This window comes from Thiobacter subterraneus (assembly GCF_055379455.1).
Map to the genome: position 1 here is coordinate 2320219 of NZ_AP042402.1, position 18158 is coordinate 2338376.

An 18158-nucleotide genomic window follows, 5' to 3' on the forward strand; every position below is an offset into this window, starting at 1 on the left:
TCAGGATTCCCGCAGCACGAAGGCGAGTTCGGTGGTGAAGTTGCCCACGCCCTTGTGGTTGGTGGGCGTCCAGCCGTGGGCCTTGAGGTAGTCGGTCATTTCCCGGGTCATGGCGGGATTGCCGCAGACCATGACGCGGTCCACCTCGGGGTCGGGTGCGGGCAGATTCAGGTGTCGGGACAGCTCACCGGAGCGGAACAAATCCGCGCCCCGCGCCTGCAGGGGAAAAGTCTCGCGGGTGACCGTGGGCACGTAATGGAAGTGTCCGTCCTCCCGTGCCGTCAGCTCCTCGCGGTAGGCGAGTTCCGCCACACTGCGCACGGAATGCACGAGCACCACCTGTTGGAAGCGGCGGTGGGTTTCGCTGTCGCGCACCAGGCTCATGAAGGGGGCCAGGCCGGTGCCGGTGGCCAGCATGTAGAGCACGCGTCCCGGACGGATGTGGTCCAGGGTGAGGGTGCCCGTGGGCTTGTCGTTCACCCAGACCGTCTCTCCGGGCTTGACCTGCGCCAGGAGGCTGGTGAGCGGACCGTCCGGCACGTGAATGCTCAGGAACTCCAGATGCTGGGCGTCGTTGGTGGAGACGATGGAATACGCCCGCGCCACCAGCTTGCCTTCCCGACGCAATCCCAGGGTCACGAATTCGCCGTTGCGGAAGCGCAGGGGCGCGGGCCGGGTGACGGCGAAGCTGAAGGTGCGTGCCGACCAGGGGCGCACCCATTGCACGGTCTGTTCGCTGTAGGCCATGGTGTCTCCGCAGGGGAACCACCCATGGGACCCGTATTCTCGGCCGCGGTTCCCGCCAAAAAAATGCGCCCCGCAGGGCGCATTTCCTGGTTGGGCAAGAGGCTTATTCGCCCACCAGATCCCGGTAGGCATGCCAGGTGGCGTGGCCCAGCAGCGGGAAGACCACGATCATGGGCACGAGCCACAGGAGGAAGGACAGGGCCGTGAGGGCCACAATGATCGCGCCCCACACCAGCATCGTCAGCGGGTTTTCCCGCACCACCCACAGGCTGGTGACGATGGCGTGGGCCATGTCTGCCTTGCGGTGCAGCATCATGGGCAGGGAGACCACCGACAGGGCAAACACCAGGACCGCCAGCGCGCCGCCCGCCGCGGCGTACACCGCCAGGAACGGCAGATTGCCCCCCGCGAACAGACCCGCCAGGGTGAAGCTTTCTCCCGCGATGTCACCCGGGTGCAGCAGGGCGACCAGGATGGCCGACAGCCGCTCCCAGCTGGACAGGATGAAGGCGAGCCCGGCCGCGAACAGGCCGATGGAGCCCCAGTTGCCGCGCAGGGTGGCGAACCATGGCCCGCCGCCGGCCTCGCGCCGGCGCGACTGTTCGTAGAAGGACAGGGCGAGGAAGGGCGAGATCAGCAGGAAGCCCGACAGCAACGTGAGCACCAGGTGGGGTCGGGGCCAAGCATAGGTAATGAGCCCATAGCCGATGAGGCTGAACAGGGCCCCCACGCCCAGGGATAGGGGCCAGCAGTGGGCCAAATCCGCCGCCCCCCGCCGGAGCCATAGCAGGGGCCGACTGGCCTCAACCCGGTTGATGGTGGGCAGGTCGATGCTGTGGGTATCGGGTTTGATGGAAACGGTGCTCATGACTCCCTCCTTTCACGGGCTGGTATGGCTTGCTTCCACTATCAATTTAGACGACCGGGCGTCGCCCGCGTTCCGTTTTTGGCGGAAGGGAGCGGGAGTCGAACCCACCCGGGCACGTCTGACGTGCCCAACCGGATTTGAAGTCCGGCCGCCCCACCGGGGACGTATCCCTTCCATAAACCCCTTTCATGCGGCCTCCACCCTGAGGGGCGTGCGCAGGCGATGGCGGTCGCCCACCCGCCGCGTGAGGCCGCTGCGGTCGAAGTATTCGAGTATCTGGATGGCGAGCTTGCGTCCGGTGCCGATGCGGTCGCGGAAGGCCGCGGCCGTCACGCCCTCGTCCCGGGCCATTTCCGTCACGATGGCGGCGAGGGTCGTCACCGCTTCCGCCAAGAAGAAGTGATCGTGGGCCACCTGGCACACCTGCCCGGTGCGTGCCACGCGCTTGAAGAGCAGGCGCACCCTGTTTTCGTCGAGGAGCTGGGCGCGGGCGATGTCGCGCACCCGCGGCGGCATGAAGGGCGCTTCGGCGAGCAAAGGACGCAGGCGTTCCCACAGCGCCTCCTCCGCCGGTGCGAGCTGCACGCGGTGTTCCGGCAGGTGCAGGGCGGCGCCCGTGAGCATGACCCGACCGCTTGCCAGCAGATCGTCGAGCACGGCGCGGAACAGCCCGTGGGGCAGGGTGGGCAGGCTCATGCGCCGGAGGCGCTCCCGGTCCGGACCCAGGGCATCCGGCTCCTGGGCGTGATGGGCGGCCAGGCGTGTGAGTATGCGCTCGATCAACGCCTGCCATTGGGTGGGGCCCGCGAGCCAGTCCACGTCCGGCCCCTGCACCCGGCGCAGGCCGGTGGCTGCGACCAGGGCGTCCAATTCCTCCGGCCGCAGGTTGCGGTTGCGGGCGAACCGGGTGAGATCGAGCCCCAAAGGCGAGACGGCCAGCAGGGCGGACAGGGCATCGGGCGAGCCTTCCGCGGCCAGCCAGGCCAGACGCTCGGCCGTGCGGCGGCGCCGCGCGGGCGGGTCGTTGTCGAGGATGAAGCCGCCTGCCAGGGTCGCGCTGGCGGCCGCATCCCGCAGCACGAAGCGGTCGCCATGGACGCCCACCACCGGCTGCTCGGGCACGATCTGCACCAGTCCCTGGGCGCCGGGCTCGAGCGTCTCGCGGTCCAGGGGCAGCACCCGGGCGAGCACGTCCTGACTGCCCAGGTGCAGGTGGGTGAGCGTCCAGGGCGCCAGCGGGCGCGGCGCGCTCGCCAGCACGCGCAGCACGGCGTCGAAGCGGCGCACCGGATGATGGGCGGCCGGGGCCACGACCCAGTCGCCGCGCCGGATCTGGTCCTTGTTCACGCCGGCCAGATTGAGGGCGACCCGCTGGCCGCCCCAGGCCGTCTCGGCAGGCTGGTTCTGGGCATGGAGACTGCGTACCCGCACCGGCAGACCCTGGGGCGAGACCACCAGCCGGTCGCCCACGGCCACCTGTCCGGAGTGGGCGGTGCCCGTGACCACGGTGCCGGTGCCCGCCAGGGTGAACACCCGGTCCACCGCCAGCCGGAACCCGCCCTGGGTGCGCCGGGCCGTCGCGCTGAGGGCGCGTTGCACCAGATGGTCGCGCAGCGCCGGGATGCCTTCCCCGGTGAGACTGGATACCGCGAACAGGGGCGCACCGGCCAGGCGGGAATCCGCGAGCCAGGCGCGGATCTCGCTTCTGGCCTCCTCAAGCCGGGCGGCAGACACGCGGTCCACCTTGGTGAGCACCACGGCGCCCCGGTCAAGGCCCAGCAACTCCAGAATGGCCAGATGCTCCCGACTCTGGGGCATCACGCCGTCGTCGGCCGCCACCACCAGGAGCACGAAGTCGATGCCGGTGGCGCCGGCGAGCATGGTGTGCACCAGGCGTTCGTGGCCCGGTACGTCCACGAAGCCCAGCACCGGTCCTTCCGGCAGGGGCACATAGGCATAGCCCAGATCCAGGGTGATGCCCCGTGCCTTTTCCTCCTTCAGGCGGTCGGTGTCCACGCCGGTGAGGGCGCGCACCAGGGCGGTCTTGCCGTGATCGATGTGACCTGCGGTACCGATGATCATGGCAGGGCGAGCCGGCCAAGCTGATCGACGAAGGCAGGCACGTCTGCCTGCTCCAGGCAGCGCAGATCGAACAGCAGCGCATCGTCGGCGATGCGGCCGATCACCGGCGTCGGCAGGCGGCGGAAGGCCGCTTCCAGGGCTGCCAGCCGGCGTCCGCGCCCGCGCGCGCCGCCCAGGGGCTCGATGCGCAGACCACGGCTTTGCAGCCGTTCCACGGGCAGGGAGCCACTGCCGATCTGACTGGCGAGGTGCGTGGGGGCGACGCTGGCGTGGCCCGCCAGCACGCTGGACAGGCGGGGGGCGACGGCTTGGACGGTGTGTTCGATGTCACCGGGCGTGCGCGTGAGCAGACGCAGGGTGGGCAGACGGGCCGGCAGCCGGTCCGGATCGCGATAGAGGCGCAGCACCGCCTCCAGCGCCGCATAGGTGAGTTTGTCCACACGCAGGGCACGCTTGAGGGGGTTTTTCCGGATGCGGGCAATGACCTCCCGGCGTCCCACCAGGATGCCCGCCTGGGGGCCCCCCAGCAGCTTGTCCCCGCTGAAACTCACCAGGTCGGCACCGGCGGCGAGCGCCTGCTGGGGCGTGGGCTCCCGGGGCAACCCGTAGCGGGTGAGGTCCACCAGGGTGCCGCTGCCCAGGTCCACCATGAAGGGCAGGCCCCGCTCGTGGGCGAGGGTGGCCAGGGTGGCCTCGTCCACGCTGGCGGTGAAACCCTGGATGGCATAGTTGCTGGTGTGCACCTTGAGCAGCAGGGCGGTTTTCGGGCCCAGGGCCTCGGCGTAGTCATGGCGATGGGTGCGGTTGGTGGTGCCCACTTCCACCAGCCTGCAGCCGGCGCGGCGCATGATGTCCGGAATGCGGAAACTGCCGCCGATCTCGATCAGCTCGCCGCGGGAAACGATCACCTCCCGTCCGCGCGCCAGGGTGTTGAGGGCGAGCAGCACCGCCGCCGCATTGTTGTTGACCACCGTGGCGGCTTCCGCCCCGGTGAGTGCCTGCAGCAGCGGCTCCACCAGACCGTCGCGCTCGCCGCGCCGGCCGTCCTCCAGGTCGAATTCCAGATTGCAGGGGCGGGCCATCACCTCGGCTACCTGCGCGATGGCCTCCTGCGGCAGCAGGGCGCGTCCCAGATTGGTGTGCAACACCGTGCCGGTGAGATTGAACACGGGGCGCAGTGCGGGCCGGCCCGCGGCTTCCAGCTCGGCGGCGACCGCGCCCGTGAGGGCCGCTTCCTCCAGCGCGCCGGCCGGCAGGCTGCCGGCCAGGGCGCGGCTGCGCAGGCGGCTGAGCACCGTGCGCACCGCCGCCAGGGTGGGCTGGCGGCCGTGGCTGGCTGCAAGGGCCTGCACGCCGGCGAAGGCGAGCACCCTATCCACGGCGGGCAGGGCGGCGGGCGTGGGGTTCTGCATGGTTCACCAAACGACACGCGTCATGGTGGCGGGGCATCATGTTCAGGTGGCGAGCAGGTACGGGTTGGGGCCGCTGCGGGAGAGGCCCTTTTCGTCCATGAGCAGATCCAGGGCCAGGCTGGCCACGTCGTCGGCCAGGGCATCGGCCTGGGGATCCTTCTCCCGGCGGATCAGTTTGAGGTAGGAGTTGCAGCTTTCGCAGGCTTCGGCCTGGACCCAGGGGATGTGCCCTTCGATGCTGTAGTAGGCGAGCGTTTTGGCATCGCCGCAGTTGCTGCACTGGGCGCGCACGAAATGCCACTCGCTGTTGCAGCGGCTGCAGTGCAGGTAACGCAGGCCCTGCTCGGCACCGCCGATCTGCAGCACCGAGGCCACCGGCGGTGCGCCGCACACGGGGCACAGGGTGGCGGGTTCGGCGCCGGCATCGAGGCGATCGGCGAGGCTCGCCGCCAGATGCACCCAATACACTTCCAGACTGGCTGCGACGAAGGGCGCCCAGGCGGCCGGCAGGTCCTGCAGCCGGTGCGCGAGCAGCGCCTGGGCGGCCTGATCCAGGGCGGCATCCTCCGCTGCGGCCACGGCCCGCGCGGCGCTGCGTCCCGCAGGGGGCAGGTCGTCCGCCGTGGCGTCGGCGAACCGCCGCACCAGGACGCGCCAGTGGGCATCGAGGGTGATGCCGGGAGGCGCCAGGGGGGGCATGCGGTGGGCGCGCACCTGCTCCAGGGTGGCGGCCGGCGGCAGCGGCAGCGCCGGCATGTCTGCGCGGGCCGCGTGTTGCGCGGCAGCCAGGGCGCCCAGGAATTGCAGGAAGGGTTCCAGGCTGTGACCGGCGGCGAGCTGCCGGAAACGTGCTGCACGATCGGCGAACAGGCTGGCGGAAGCGAGCCGCAGGCGCGGCAGGTCGCCCGCCGGCGGCTCGATGTGTCCCGGTTGCAGGATCCCCGTCATCGGCTGCGGCTCACCTCTTCATACCAGGCGGGGTGATGGTGTTTCGCCCAGGCGGCGGTCACCGTGCCCCGGGTCATGGCCCGGATGGAACCCTTGGTCCAGATGGCCGAGTAGATGTGGATGATGATGGCCAGGATGGCCAGGAACGCCGCCGCCGCATGCACAAGCACCGCCAGCCGCAGCAGCCCGACCGAGAAATAGGGTGCGAACCAGGGCTGCCAGATGACGATACCGGTGATGAACAGCACGGGGATCAGCACCACCAGCGACCAGAACAGGTACTTCTGCCCAATGTTGTATTTGCCGATCTTGGGCAGGGTCACCGGCTCGTTGCGCAGGATCTTGGGCAGATGCTTTTTCCATTCCCGGTCGGCGGCGGTGATGCGGTTGTCCGGCGCCAGGCGCAGGGCGAAGGCGGCGAAGGACAGCATCAACACCACCCCGATGAAGGGATGGAGGATGCGGGTCCAGGTACCGCCGCCCAGCAGGTTGCTCAGGAAAAAAAACGCCGGGTGGAACAGTGCCAGCCCGGAGAGCGCCAGCAGGATGAAACTGATGGCGATCACCCAGTGGTTGGCACGGTCACGGGGGCAATAACGGGGAACGAGGGGTGCGCTCATGATGTGTGCTCCTTGTCCTCTTCGACCTCATTGGGACCCGCGGTCACGTAGTGGAAGAAGCCCGCCAGCACGGCCAGCCCGAGCCCTAGGCTGGCCAGGGGCTTGGTGATGCCCTTCCAGAGGGAAACCAGCGGACTGATGCCCGGGTCCTTGGGCAGGCCGTGGTAGAGCTCCGGCTGGTCGGCATGCTGCAGCACGTACATGACGTGGGTGCCGCCCACGCCCGGCGGGTCGTACAGGCCGGCATTCTGGAAACCACGCGACTTGAGGTCGGCGATGCGTTCCTCGGCGTGGTGGATCATGTCCTCCTTGGCGCCGAACACGATGGCACCGGTGGGACAGGTCTTCACGCAGGCGGGCTCCAGGCCCACCGCCACCCGGTCCGAGCACAGGGTGCACTTGTAGGCCTTGCCATCCTTCTTCGACAGGCGCGGGATGTTGAACGGACAGCCCGTGATGCAGTAGCCGCAGCCGATGCAGTTTTCCTCGTGGAAATCCACGATGCCGTTGGCGTACTGCACGATGGCACCGGGCGAGGGGCAGGCCTTGAGGCAGCCCGGGTCGGCACAGTGCATGCAGCCGTCCTTGCGGATCAGCCATTCCAGCCGCCCCGGCGTGACTTCCACCTCGGAGAAGCGCATCACCGTCCAGGACTGGGCGGTGAGATCCACGGGGTTGTCATAGACGCCCACGTTGTGGCCGATCTCGTCGCGCAGATCGTTCCACTCCATGCAGGCCACCTGACAGGCCTTGCAGCCTATGCACTTGGAGATGTCGATGAGCTTGGCCACCTCGGTGGTGGCGCCGCGCACCGAAGGCGACGGCGTGGTGGTGGCGGAACGCGCTTTGATGTCCAGGGATTGCAGTGCCATGGCCGCCTCCTCATGCCTTCTCGATGTTCACCAGGAACGCCTTGAACTCGGGCGTCTGGGCGTTGGCATCACCCACGAAGGGTGTGAGCCGGTTGGCGAGGAAGCCTTTCTGCGCCACGCCCACGAAACCCCAGTGGATGGGCACGCCGATGGTATGCACCTTGCGGCCGTCCACCATGAGCGGCTTCAGGCGTTTGGTCACCACCGCCACTGCGCGCACATAGCCGCGGTTGGAAACCACCTTGACCGTGTCGCCGTGGCGGATGCCCTTCTCCTTGGCCAGCTCCTCGTCCAGCTCCACGAACTGGGACGGCTGCACAATGCTGTTCAGGCGCACGCTCTTGGTCCAGTAGTGCTGGTGCTCCGTGAGGCGGTAAGTGGTGCAGACATAGGGGAACTTGTCCGCCTTGCCCAGCCGCTCCCTGTCGTACTTGAAGATGCGCGCCGCCGGGTTGCTCAGGGCCGCCGGATTGTTGGGATGGAAGGGGTTTGCCGCCAGAGGCGTCTCGAACGGCTCGTAATGTTCGGGGAAAGGCCCTTCCGCCAGGCCCTTGAGGGCGAACAGCCGGCCCACCCCCTCCGGGTTCATGATGAAGGGGCCGACGTTCTCCTCGGGCGCGGCGTCCGGCCGCATGTCCGGCACGTCGAAGCCGCTCCACTTGGTGCCATCCCAGGCGATGGTCTTGCGTTTGGCATCCCAAGGCTTGCCCGTGGGGTCGGCATTGGCGCGGTTGTAAAGCACGCGCCGGTTGGCCGGCCAGGCGAAGCCCCAGTTGAGGTAGAACCCCAGGCCCGAGGGGTCGCTGTTGTCCCGGCGCGCCATGAGGTTGCCCGCCTGGGACCAGGCGCCGCAATAGAGCCAGTTGCCGCAGGCGGTGGAACCGTCGTCGCGCAGCTGGGCAAAGCCGGCGAGCTGCTCCCCGGCCTTGGCCAGGACCTTGGTGGGATCCTTGGGATCCGTCACGTCGGCCAGCGCCCTGCCGGAGAACTCCCGGGCGAGTTCCTCGGGTGCAGGGTCGTCCGGCTTGGCGTAGGCCCAGGTGAGATTGAGCACGGGCTCGGCGAAGGTGCCGCCTTCCTTGCGGTAGAGCTCCCGCAGCTTGGTGAAGATGCCGGCGATGATGGCGGTGTCGCTCTTGGCCTCGCCCGGGGGATCCGCCGCCTTCCAGTGCCACTGCAGCCAGCGCCCGGAGTTGGTGAAGGAACCCGTCTCCTCGGCGAAGCAGGTGGAGGGCAGACGGAACACCTCGGTCTGGATCTTGGCAGGATCGGCCTCGTGATATTCGCCATAGTCCCGCCAGAACTCGGAGGTCTCCGTGGCGAGGGGATCGATCACCACCAGATACTTGAGCTTGGCAAGGCTCTCCTGCACCTTCTGCACGCAGGACACGGCCGCCAGCGGGTTGAAGCCCTGGACGATCATGCCGTTCATCTGCCCGTTGTGCATGCGCTCGAACATGTGCAGCACGTCATAGGGCTTGTCCAGTTTCGGGAACCAGTGGTAGCAGAAGTCGTTGTCCTTGGTCGCCGCATTGCCGTAGAAGGCCTTGGCCAGGGACACCCAGAATTTGGGGAAATTCTGCCAGTAGCTCATCTGGTTCGGCCGCAGGGGCTTCAGTGACCGCGCGCTGAGGAAATCCTGGAAAGCCTGTTCCTTGTCGGCCGGCAGCCGCAGATAGCCCGGCATCACATTGGTGACCAGGTTCATGTCGGTGATGCCCTGCACGTTGGCGTGGCCCCGCAGGGCATTGACACCGCCGCCCACGCGCCCGATGTTGCCCAGCAGGAGCTGGATCATGGCCATCGCGCGGATGGTCTGGGAGCCCGTGGTGTGCTGGGTCCAACCCAGCGCGTAGAGGATGGTCATCACCCGGTCCGGCGTGCTGGTGCTGGCGATCAGCTCGCACACCTTGAGGAAGTCTTCCTTGGGCGTCCCGCACACCCGGCTCACCATCTCCGGCGTGTAGCGCTCATAGTGCTTCTTCATGAGCTGAAACACGCAGCGGGGATGCTGCAGCGTTTCGTCCACCTGCACGTAACCGTCCTTGCCCAGTTCGTAGTCCCAGGTGTCGCGGTTGTAGCTGCGTTTCTCCGGGTCATAACCCGAAAACAGGCCGTCCTTGAAGTCGAAATCCTCGCGCACGAGGTACGGCGCATTGGTGTAATGCCTCACGTACTCGTGGTGGATCTTGTCGTGGCTGAGCAGATAGTTGATCACGCCGCCCAGGAAGGCGATGTCCGAGCCGGGCCGGATGGGGGCGTAGAAATCCGCCACCGCCGCCGAGCGGGTGAAGCGGGGATCCACCACCACCAGCTTGGCGCCGCGCTTGGCCTTGGCTTCCGTCACCCACTTGAAGCCGCAGGGGTGCGCCTCGGCGGCATTGCCACCCATGATCAGGATCAGGTCGGCATTCTTGATGTCGACCCAGTGATTGGTCATCGCACCGCGCCCAAACGTCGGGGCAAGACTTGCCACCGTTGGCGCGTGTCAGATGCGTGCCTGGGTATCGAGGGCGACGATGCCGAGGCTGCGGGCGACTTTCACCGACAGCCAGCCGGTTTCGTTGCTGGCGGCACTGGAGGCCAGGAAACCGGTGGTGAGCCAGCGGTTGACGATCTGCCCGTCGGCGTTCTTCTCGATGAAGTTCTTGTCCCGATCGTCCTTCATCAGGCGGGCGATGCGGGTGAAGGCCTCATCCCAGGAGATGCGCTTCCATTCCCGGCTGCCGGCGGCGCGGTACTCGGGATAGAGCAGGCGCTGTTCGCTGCGCACGAAGTCGAGCAGGCCCGCGCCCTTGGGGCAGAGCGTGCCCCGGTTCACCGGATGATCCGGATCGCCCTCGATGTGGATGATCTTGCCGTGGGCATTCTTGGCCTTGTCGCCCAGGGTATAGATGAGCAGGCCGCAGCTCACGGAGCAGTAGGGGCAGGTGTTGCGGGTTTCGGTTGCGCGCGCGAGCTTGAATTCGCGGACCTCGGCCAGGGCCGCGCCCGGCGTGAAGCCGAGCGCGGCGATGCTGCCGCTGCCCACCCCCGCGGCGCAGATTTTGAAGAACTGGCGCCTGGTGATGTTCATGTTGCCTCCTGTGGTTCAATCCGCCTGGTCTTTCTGTCGGACCAGCTTTTTCAACCAATAGCACGCCCGTTCCCGATTGCAAGTCCTAAATCACGATTTCGCAATGCGAAAAAGGGGTGGCAACCGGCTCCAGTCGAAACAGGGGCCGGGATCGGTCTTGCGACCGGGGGCGATGTCGGCATGGCCGGCAATGTCGGTGACGGGATGGGCGGCGGCCAGGGCCGGCAGCAGCCGGGCGAGGGTGGCGTACTGGGCCTCGGTGAAGGGTTCGAAGTCGGTGCCCTCCAGCTCGATGCCGATGGAGAAGTCGTTGCACCGCTCCCGGCCCCGGAAACAGGACACTCCGGCATGCCAGGCCCGGTCACGGGTGGAGACGAACTGAATGAGTTCCCCGTCCCGGCGGATGAGGAAATGGGCGGATACCCGCAGACCGCGCAGGGTTTCGTAATAGGGATGGGCGTTGGGGTCGAGGCGGTTGGTGAACAGGTCCAGGATGCCGGGGCCGCCATATTCCCCCGGCGGCAGGCTGATGTTGTGGATGACCACCAGACTCACCGCCTCGCCCGCGGGGCGGGCGTCGAAATTGGGCGAGGGCACGCGCCGCACGCCTTCGATCCAGCCCTCGGCGTCAAGGCGCAGGGCGCTCACGGTTCCTCCTGGGGCGGTGCGGCCAGGGCCGCGTCGAGGGCGGCACCCAGGGCGCCCGGCGTGAGTTCGGTGTCCAACACCGCGTGGAAGCGGCCGTCCCGGTACAGGAACAGGGCCGGCAGGTGGAACAGGTCGAAGGCGCGGGCCAGCGCCGTGGCCTGCTGCACGTCCACCTTGTAGCAGGTGACGCGTCCAGCCAGGGCTTCGGCCAGGAGACGCTCCGCCACCCGGCAGGCGCCGCAGTCCGGACTGGCGAACAGCACCAGCGCCGGGCCGGGCGTGGCCGCCAGACGCTGGTGGTAGTCGAATTCGGTGAGGGCAGGCAGCATGGCCCACAGTATAATGCGCCCCTTTCCTTCCCTTCTGCAGGAAAGCCCATGGTCTTCGTGCAATTGCTCATCGCCCTGCTCGTGATCCTGGTGGCGGCCGAAGTGTTCACCAATGCGCTGGAACATCTCGGCGAGCGGCTGCGTATCTCCGAGGGGGTCACGGGGTCGGTCTTCGCCGCCGTGGGCACCGCCCTGCCGGAGACCCTGGTGCCCCTGCTGGCCATCTTCGGCGGCACCGCGGACCAGCGTGTCAACGAGGAAATCGGTGTGGGCGCCATTCTCGGCGCGCCCCTGATGCTCTCCACCCTGTCCCTGTTCCTGATGGGCGCAGCCGTGCTCACGCGGCGCGGGCTAACCGGCCGGCTGACGCCGGAGCGCACCGGGCTTGCCCGCGACCTGGAGTTCTTCCTCATGGCCTTCGGGCTGGCGGCGGTGGCCCTGTTCGTGCCCCATGAGCTGCCCGTGGTGCGCGTGGGGCTGGCGTCGGTGATGGTGATGATTTATTTCGTGTACCTCATGCTCACCTTCCGCGCTTCCGCCAGGCTGGTGGAGGACGGGCATGGCACCGAGGCCCACGAGAAGATGTTTCTGGCCCGGTTCGGATTGCCGGAAAGCTTCCCGGTGATCCTGGTGCAGCTGGCCCTGGGGCTTGGCCTGCTCATCGGCGGCGCCAAGGGCTTCATCCACGGTGTGGAGGAGGTCTCCCGCCTCATGGGCTGGTCGGCCCTGCTCCTTTCCCTGATGATCATCCCCATCGCCACCGAGCTGCCGGAGAAGGTGAACAGCATCCTCTGGATCCGGCGCCACAAGGACACCCTGGCCTTCGGCAACATCACCGGCGCCATGGTGTTCCAGGGCACCCTGCTGCCTGCGATCGGCATCACCCTCACGCCCTGGGCGCCGGAACGGGCAGTGCTGGCCGGCGTGATCATCACCTTCGGCGCCGCCCTCTGGCTGCGCCTCATGCTCGCCCGCGGCCAGCTGCGCCTGTGGCACCTGGGGGTGAACGGCGCGCTCTACGTGACCTACCTGGCCATTGCCCTGGCCTAAAGTACGGGCCGTGCCGGCCGCTACTGCATCCTGTCGCTGACGGCAGGAGGCAGTCATGGCAGGCAATCCGCTGACCGATCTGGAGCTGGACCGCCCGGGGCTCGACGCCGCGGGCTGGCGCCGTTCCCTGTCCAACCATCTCGTCTACAGCATCGGCAAGGATCCGATCACCGCCACCCACCGCGACTGGTTCTACTCGGCCGCGGCGGCGGTGCGCGAGCGCCTCATCGAGCGCTGGATGGAAACCATGCGCAGCTATTACCGCGCCGATACCAAGCGGGTGTATTACCTGTCCATGGAGTTCCTCATGGGCCGCACGCTCATGAACAGCGTGCTCAACATGGGCTGTGAGCCGGCCTTCCGGGCTGCGCTGGAAAGTCTGGGTCTGGATCTCGAAGCCATCCGGGAGGTCGAGCACGATGCCGCCCTGGGCAACGGCGGTCTGGGACGGCTGGCCGCCTGTTTTCTGGATTCCATGGCCACCCTGGGCATTCCGGGCTATGGCTACGGCATCCGCTACGAGTACGGCATGTTCACCCAGAAAATCGAGAACGGCTGTCAGGTGGAGCATCCGGACAACTGGCTGCGCTACGGCAACCCGTGGGAATTCCCCCGTCCGGAAGTCCTCTACCAGGTGAAGTTCCACGGTCGGGTGGTGGAATACGCCGACGGCCAGGGCCGCCTGCGCCATCACTGGGTGGACACCGACGATGTGATGGCCATGGCCTATGACACGCCCATTCCGGGCTATGGCACGGAGACGGTGAACAACATGCGCCTGTGGGCGGCCAAGGCCACGCGGGATTTCGACCTCAGGTATTTCAACGAGGGCAACTACATCAAGGCGGTGGAGGACAAGAACGAATCGGAAAACCTGTCCAAGGTGTTGTATCCGGACGACACCACCGAAATGGGCCGCGAGCTGCGGCTCAAGCAGCAGTATTTCTTCGTCTCCGCCTCGCTGCAGGACATCCTGTTCCGTTATGCCAAGCATCACGAGGGATTCGATGCGCTGCCGGACAAGGTGGCCATCCAGCTCAATGACACCCATCCGGCGATCGCGATTCCCGAACTCATGCGCATCCTGGTGGACGACAAGGGGCTTGCCTGGGATCACGCCTGGGACATCACCCGCCGGGTGTTCGCCTATACCAACCACACCCTGATGCCGGAGGCCCTGGAGACCTGGCCGGTGCCCCTGTTCGAGCGGGTGCTGCCGCGCCATCTGCAGATCATCTACGAGATCAACCACCGCTTCCTCCGGGACGTGGCCCACCGTCATCCCGGCGATCACGAGCTTCTGCGGCGCGTGTCGCTGATCGAGGAGTCGCAGCCGAAGCGGGTGCGCATGGCCCATCTGGCCATCGTGGGTTCCCACAAGGTGAATGGCGTGGCGGCCATCCACACCGAGCTCATGCGCCAGACCATCTTCGCCGACTTTCACCGCCTGTGGCCCGACAAGATCGTCAACATGACCAACGGCATCACGCCGCGCCGCTGGTTGAACCAGGCCAACCCGGAACTCGCGCGCCTGTTGAACGCGCACATCGGCAGCGGCTGGCTGCGCGATCTGGAGCAGCTTCGGCGGCTGGAGCCGCTGGCCGGCGATGCAGCGTTCCGCCAGGCCTTCGGCGCCGTGAAGCAGGCCAACAAGATCCGGCTGGCGCGGCTGATCGCCCAGCGCCTGGGCATCGAGGTGAATCCGGACTCCCTGTTCGACGTGCAGGTCAAGCGCATCCACGAATACAAGCGCCAGCTGCTCAACCTGCTGCACGTGATCACCTTGTACAACCGCATCCGCGCCCACCCGGAGGGCGACTTTCTTCCCCGCACGGTGATCTTCGGTGGCAAGGCTGCGCCGGGCTACCGCATGGCCAAGCAGATCATCCGCCTCATCAACGACGTGGCGGACGTGGTCAACCACGATCCGCTGGTGGCGGGGCGGCTCAAGGTGGTGTTCATTCCCAACTACGACGTGTCCACTGCCCAGGACATCATTCCCGCCGCGGATCTGTCGGAGCAGATCTCCACTGCGGGTACCGAGGCCTCCGGCACCGGCAACATGAAGCTCGCCCTCAACGGCGCGCTCACCATCGGCACCCTGGACGGCGCCAACATCGAGATCCGCGACGAGGTGGGGGCGGAGAACGTCTTCATCTTCGGGCTCACCACGGAAGGTGTGGCGGCCCTGCGTGCCGCGGGTCACGATCCCTGGCGCCACTACCGGGAAAATCCGGAGCTCGCCCAGGTGCTGGACATGATTCGCGATGGCTTCTTCTCGCCGGAGGAGCCCACGCGCCACCGGTGCATCTTCGATGCCCTCACCGCGGGCGGCGATCCTTTCCTGCTTTTGGCCGACTATGCCGACTACGTGGCCTGTCAGCAGGAGGTGGAGCGGGTGTACCGCGACCGGGAGGAATGGCTGCGCCGGGCCGTGCTGAACGTGGCGCGCATGGGGCGCTTCTCCGCGGACCGCACCGTCCGCGAGTATGCCGAGGTGATCTGGAACGTGAAGCCGGTGCGTGCGCGCCGCCGGGTGCGGCGCTGAGTCAGTCGATGCCCAGGCGCTCCAGCCGGTAGCGCAGGGCGCGGAAGGTGATGCCCAGCAGTTTCGCTGCGGCAGTCTTGTTGTAGCGGGTCTTCTCCAGCGCTTCCAGGATGGCTTCCTTCTCCACCCGGTCGAGATATTCCTGCAACGGCCACTTGGCGCCGGGCTCCCGTGCCGTGTCGTCCAGTGCGGCTTCCGGCACCGAGAGGTAGAGATCCTCGCGCCCGATGGTGCTGCTGTTGCACAGGGCGAGCGCCCGTTCCAGGATGTTCTCCAGCTCGCGCACGTTGCCCGGGAAGCTGTAGTCCTGCAGCGCCGCCACCGCCTCGGGCGACAGACGGGGGACGGGCACACCGCTTTGCGCGGCCAGCCGCGCCAGGATGGCCTCGGCCATGGCCGGGATGTCCTCACGCATTTCCCTGAGCGCCGGCATCCTCAGTTCGATGACGTTGAGCCGGTAGTAGAGGTCCTGGCGGAACCGGCCACTTTCCACCAGCTGCGCCAGGTTCTGGTGGGTGGCGCTGATGATGCGCACGTCCACCGGCTCCTCCTGGGTGGCCCCCACCTTGCGCACGCGTTTTTCCTGGATGGCGCGCAGGAGCTTCACCTGCATGGGAAGGGGCAGGTCTGCCACCTCGTCCAGGAACAGGGTGCCGCCGTCGGCGGCCTGGAAGAAACCCTCGCGATCGGCTTCCGCGCCGGTGAAGGCCCCCTTGCGGTAGCCGAAGAATTCACTCTCCATGAGATTTTCCGGGATCGCCCCGCAGTTCACCGCGACGAAGGGCTTGTCGCGCCGGTTGCTGCGCTCATGGATGAGACGGGCGGCGAGTTCCTTGCCGCTGCCGGATTCGCCGGTGATGTGCACCGGCGCCTGGCTGCGGGCAAGCTTGTCCACCATCGCCCGCACCTGCTGGATGGCCGGCGAACTGCCCAACAGGGTGCGCGGTGTCGCCGTTTCCGGGGATTTCTCCGGTACCTTGAGCGCCGACTTGATCAGGGCGCGCAGCTGCTCCAGGGAAACCGGCTTGGAAATGTAGTCGAAGGCACCGGCCTTGAGCGCCGCAACGGCGTTCTCCGCACTGCCGAAGGCGGTGATCACCGCCACCGGCAACTGGGGGTGGTGCTGGCCGATGTACTGCACCAGTTCCAGGCCGGTGCCGTCCGGCAGGCGCATGTCGGTGAGGCACAGGTCGAACCACTGCTCCTCGAGCAGTTTCCGCGCCTCCGCCACGCTCATGGCCCGCTGGGGTTCCAGACCCATGCGCAGCAGGGTCAGTTCCAGCAGCTCGAGCAGGTCGGCCTCGTCGTCCACGATCAGGACGCGGGGGCTGGTGGTCTCGCTGGGGCGCTGGGCACGTTTCACCGGGGTTCTTCCTTACCGCAGATGCGGAACTGGCCACCCGGGGCCAGCTCGATGTAATCCAAGCTGGCCTGGTTGGCTTCGGCGAGCTGGCGCGCGATGTACAGGCCCAGGCCGGTGCCGGTGCTCTCCGTGGTGAAGAAGGGCTCGAACAGATGGGCCTGGTCTTCCGGGGCCACGCCCGGCCCGTCGTCTATGACATCCAATTGTACAACACCGGGTTGCAGGCCCCGGCTGCCCACCACGCGGATGCTGCCCGGGCGCTTCGAGCCATGGCGCCAGGCATTGCGGCACAGGTTCCACAGGATCTGGTGCAGGTGATAGCGGTCGAACATCAGGCGCAGGTCCGGGTCGCATTCCACCGACAGGGTTTCCCGGGGAATCTTCTCCACCTGGGCGAATTCGTCGGCAAAGTTGGCCAGATACGGGGCGAGCGCAATGGGCTCGGGATTGCCCCGGTCCTTGCGGTTCAGCTGCAGGATGTCCTGCACCATGCGATCCAGACGGAAGGTATTGTCCCGGATGATCTCCAGCAGCCTGCGCTCGGTAGGATCGCGCCCGCTGTCTTCCTGCAGCAGCTGGGTGGCATGGCCGATGGCGGACAGGGGATTGCGGATCTCGTGGGCGATGTTGGCGGTGAGCCGGCCCAGCGCCGCCAGCTTGAGCTGCTGCGCCTGGGCCTGGGCGCGGCTCATGTCCTCCAGGAAGATCACCGCCCCCAGCCGCTTGTCCCCCTGCACCGGCACGAAGCGCACGCGGAAGGTGCGTGCTTCCGCGGCGCGCAGGGGCAAAAGGTCGATGTCGCTGCTTTCGCGCCAGGTGCCGAAATGGCGCGCCACCTCCGGGGCGTAGCGCGCCAGGGTCACCGTCCCCCGTGGACCGGGCAGCGGGCCCAGGATACGCTCCGCCTGGGGGTTGACCTGCCGCACGTGACCAGCGCCGTCCACCACGATCACGCCATCCTGCATGTCCTGGATCACCAGCTGGTTCACCAGATCGAGGTTGGCCAGATCCAGGCCGCGCTGGCGGGCGAGCTCTTCCGTGAGATACAGCCGCCGGCCCAAATAGTGGGCCAGGCCGGCCACCGCGAAAAAGCTCACGGACAAAAGCGCCGTCTGGAAATATTCCGCGCTGCCGTCGCTCCTCAAGGCCCAGAGGGTCTGCTCCGCGAGCACGGCCAGGGTGGCCACCGCGGCATGGAACATGGCCAACCGCCCCTGGGCCACCAGGCTGGAAGCGGCCAGCGTGATGAGCAGCAACAGCCCCAGACCGCTGGCCATGCCGCCGCTGGCGAACATGAGCACCGCGATCAGCAGCACGTCCGCCAGCACCTGCACCGACAGCTGCAGCTCGAACCGCGGCCAGCGGTTGTGCGTGGTCACCATGAGCACGCCGCCGAACAGGATATAGAGGAGGCTGGCCACCACGAACAGGGTGGGGTGGTAGCGTCCGATCAGGATCTGCTCGCCCAGCAGCAGATGGGCGAGCAGGATCACGCCGGCGACGATCAGCCGGTACAGGTTGAAGTAGTGCAGGGACTGCCAGTAGGTTTCGCTGACGCGCGGTGGTCGGGCGGAAGCGTCGGGCCACATGGGCGC

The 18158-nt window shown here is 67.4% G+C and carries 14 protein-coding genes and 1 tRNA gene; 2 read left to right on the top strand and 13 right to left on the bottom strand.

Annotation, left to right across the window (positions count from 1 at the left end; genetic code table 11):
- From ACZ42P_RS11450 to ACZ42P_RS11500, 11 genes are all read right to left on the bottom strand, one after another.
- Complete coding sequence (locus ACZ42P_RS11450) at positions 1-747, bottom strand: ferredoxin--NADP reductase (protein WP_464897669.1); 747 nt, start codon at positions 745-747, stop codon at positions 1-3.
- A gap of 103 nt (positions 748-850) precedes the next feature.
- A complete protein-coding gene (locus ACZ42P_RS11455) occupies positions 851-1615 on the bottom strand; it encodes a DUF2189 domain-containing protein (protein ID WP_464897670.1) in 765 nt (254 codons plus the stop codon).
- Between the two features lie 79 nt (positions 1616-1694).
- Positions 1695-1790 (bottom strand) — tRNA-Sec (locus ACZ42P_RS11460).
- Positions 1791-1801: 11 nt separating this feature from the next.
- Complete coding sequence (selB, locus tag ACZ42P_RS11465; RefSeq protein ID WP_464897671.1) at positions 1802-3697, bottom strand: selenocysteine-specific translation elongation factor; 1896 nt, start codon at positions 3695-3697, stop codon at positions 1802-1804.
- Complete coding sequence (gene selA / locus ACZ42P_RS11470; protein ID WP_464897672.1) at positions 3694-5109, bottom strand: L-seryl-tRNA(Sec) selenium transferase; 1416 nt, start codon at positions 5107-5109, stop codon at positions 3694-3696. The genes selB and selA overlap by 4 nt, the downstream gene beginning before the upstream one ends.
- A gap of 42 nt (positions 5110-5151) precedes the next feature.
- The gene (gene fdhE, locus ACZ42P_RS11475) at positions 5152-6057 is read right to left on the bottom strand and encodes a formate dehydrogenase accessory protein FdhE (protein WP_464897673.1); all 906 of its coding nucleotides are present in this window, start codon (positions 6055-6057) and stop codon (positions 5152-5154) included.
- The gene (locus ACZ42P_RS11480) at positions 6054-6677 is read right to left on the bottom strand and encodes a formate dehydrogenase subunit gamma (protein ID WP_464897674.1); all 624 of its coding nucleotides are present in this window, start codon (positions 6675-6677) and stop codon (positions 6054-6056) included. Before ACZ42P_RS11480 ends, fdhE begins: the two co-directional genes overlap by 4 nt.
- The gene (gene fdxH, locus ACZ42P_RS11485; protein WP_464897675.1) at positions 6674-7549 is read right to left on the bottom strand and encodes a formate dehydrogenase subunit beta; all 876 of its coding nucleotides are present in this window, start codon (positions 7547-7549) and stop codon (positions 6674-6676) included. Before fdxH ends, ACZ42P_RS11480 begins: the two co-directional genes overlap by 4 nt.
- A 10-nt stretch (positions 7550-7559) precedes the next feature.
- Positions 7560-10625: a formate dehydrogenase-N subunit alpha gene (gene fdnG, locus ACZ42P_RS11490; RefSeq protein ID WP_464897676.1), complete on the bottom strand. Its 3066-nt coding sequence runs from the start codon at positions 10623-10625 to the stop codon at positions 7560-7562.
- Positions 10626-10715: 90 nt separating this feature from the next.
- Positions 10716-11273 carry a 1,6-anhydro-N-acetylmuramyl-L-alanine amidase AmpD gene (ampD, locus tag ACZ42P_RS11495; protein WP_464897677.1) on the bottom strand — a complete coding sequence of 186 codons (558 nt, stop codon included), beginning with the start codon at positions 11271-11273 and terminating at the stop codon, positions 10716-10718.
- Positions 11270-11602, bottom strand: a complete 333-nt coding sequence (locus ACZ42P_RS11500) for a thioredoxin family protein (RefSeq protein ID WP_464897678.1) — start codon at positions 11600-11602, stop codon at positions 11270-11272. Before ACZ42P_RS11500 ends, ampD begins: the two co-directional genes overlap by 4 nt.
- Before the next feature lie 48 nt (positions 11603-11650).
- Here ACZ42P_RS11500 and ACZ42P_RS11505 point away from each other — a divergent pair, with 48 nt between their 5' ends.
- Both ACZ42P_RS11505 and ACZ42P_RS11510 read left to right on the top strand, forming a co-directional pair.
- A complete protein-coding gene (locus tag ACZ42P_RS11505; protein ID WP_464897679.1) occupies positions 11651-12652 on the top strand; it encodes a sodium:calcium antiporter in 1002 nt (333 codons plus the stop codon).
- 55 nt (positions 12653-12707) lie between these two features.
- Positions 12708-15200 carry a glycogen/starch/alpha-glucan phosphorylase gene (locus ACZ42P_RS11510; RefSeq protein ID WP_464897680.1) on the top strand — a complete coding sequence of 831 codons (2493 nt, stop codon included), beginning with the start codon at positions 12708-12710 and terminating at the stop codon, positions 15198-15200.
- Position 15201: 1 nt separating this feature from the next.
- Here the strand turns inward: ACZ42P_RS11510 and ACZ42P_RS11515 are convergent, their stop codons facing one another.
- Complete coding sequence (locus tag ACZ42P_RS11515; protein WP_464897681.1) at positions 15202-16563, bottom strand: sigma-54-dependent transcriptional regulator; 1362 nt, start codon at positions 16561-16563, stop codon at positions 15202-15204.
- Positions 16560-18152, bottom strand: coding sequence for a sensor histidine kinase (locus ACZ42P_RS11520; RefSeq protein ID WP_464897682.1), 1593 nt, complete (start codon positions 18150-18152; stop codon positions 16560-16562). Before ACZ42P_RS11520 ends, ACZ42P_RS11515 begins: the two co-directional genes overlap by 4 nt.
- Between the last annotated feature and the right edge of the window lie 6 nt (positions 18153-18158).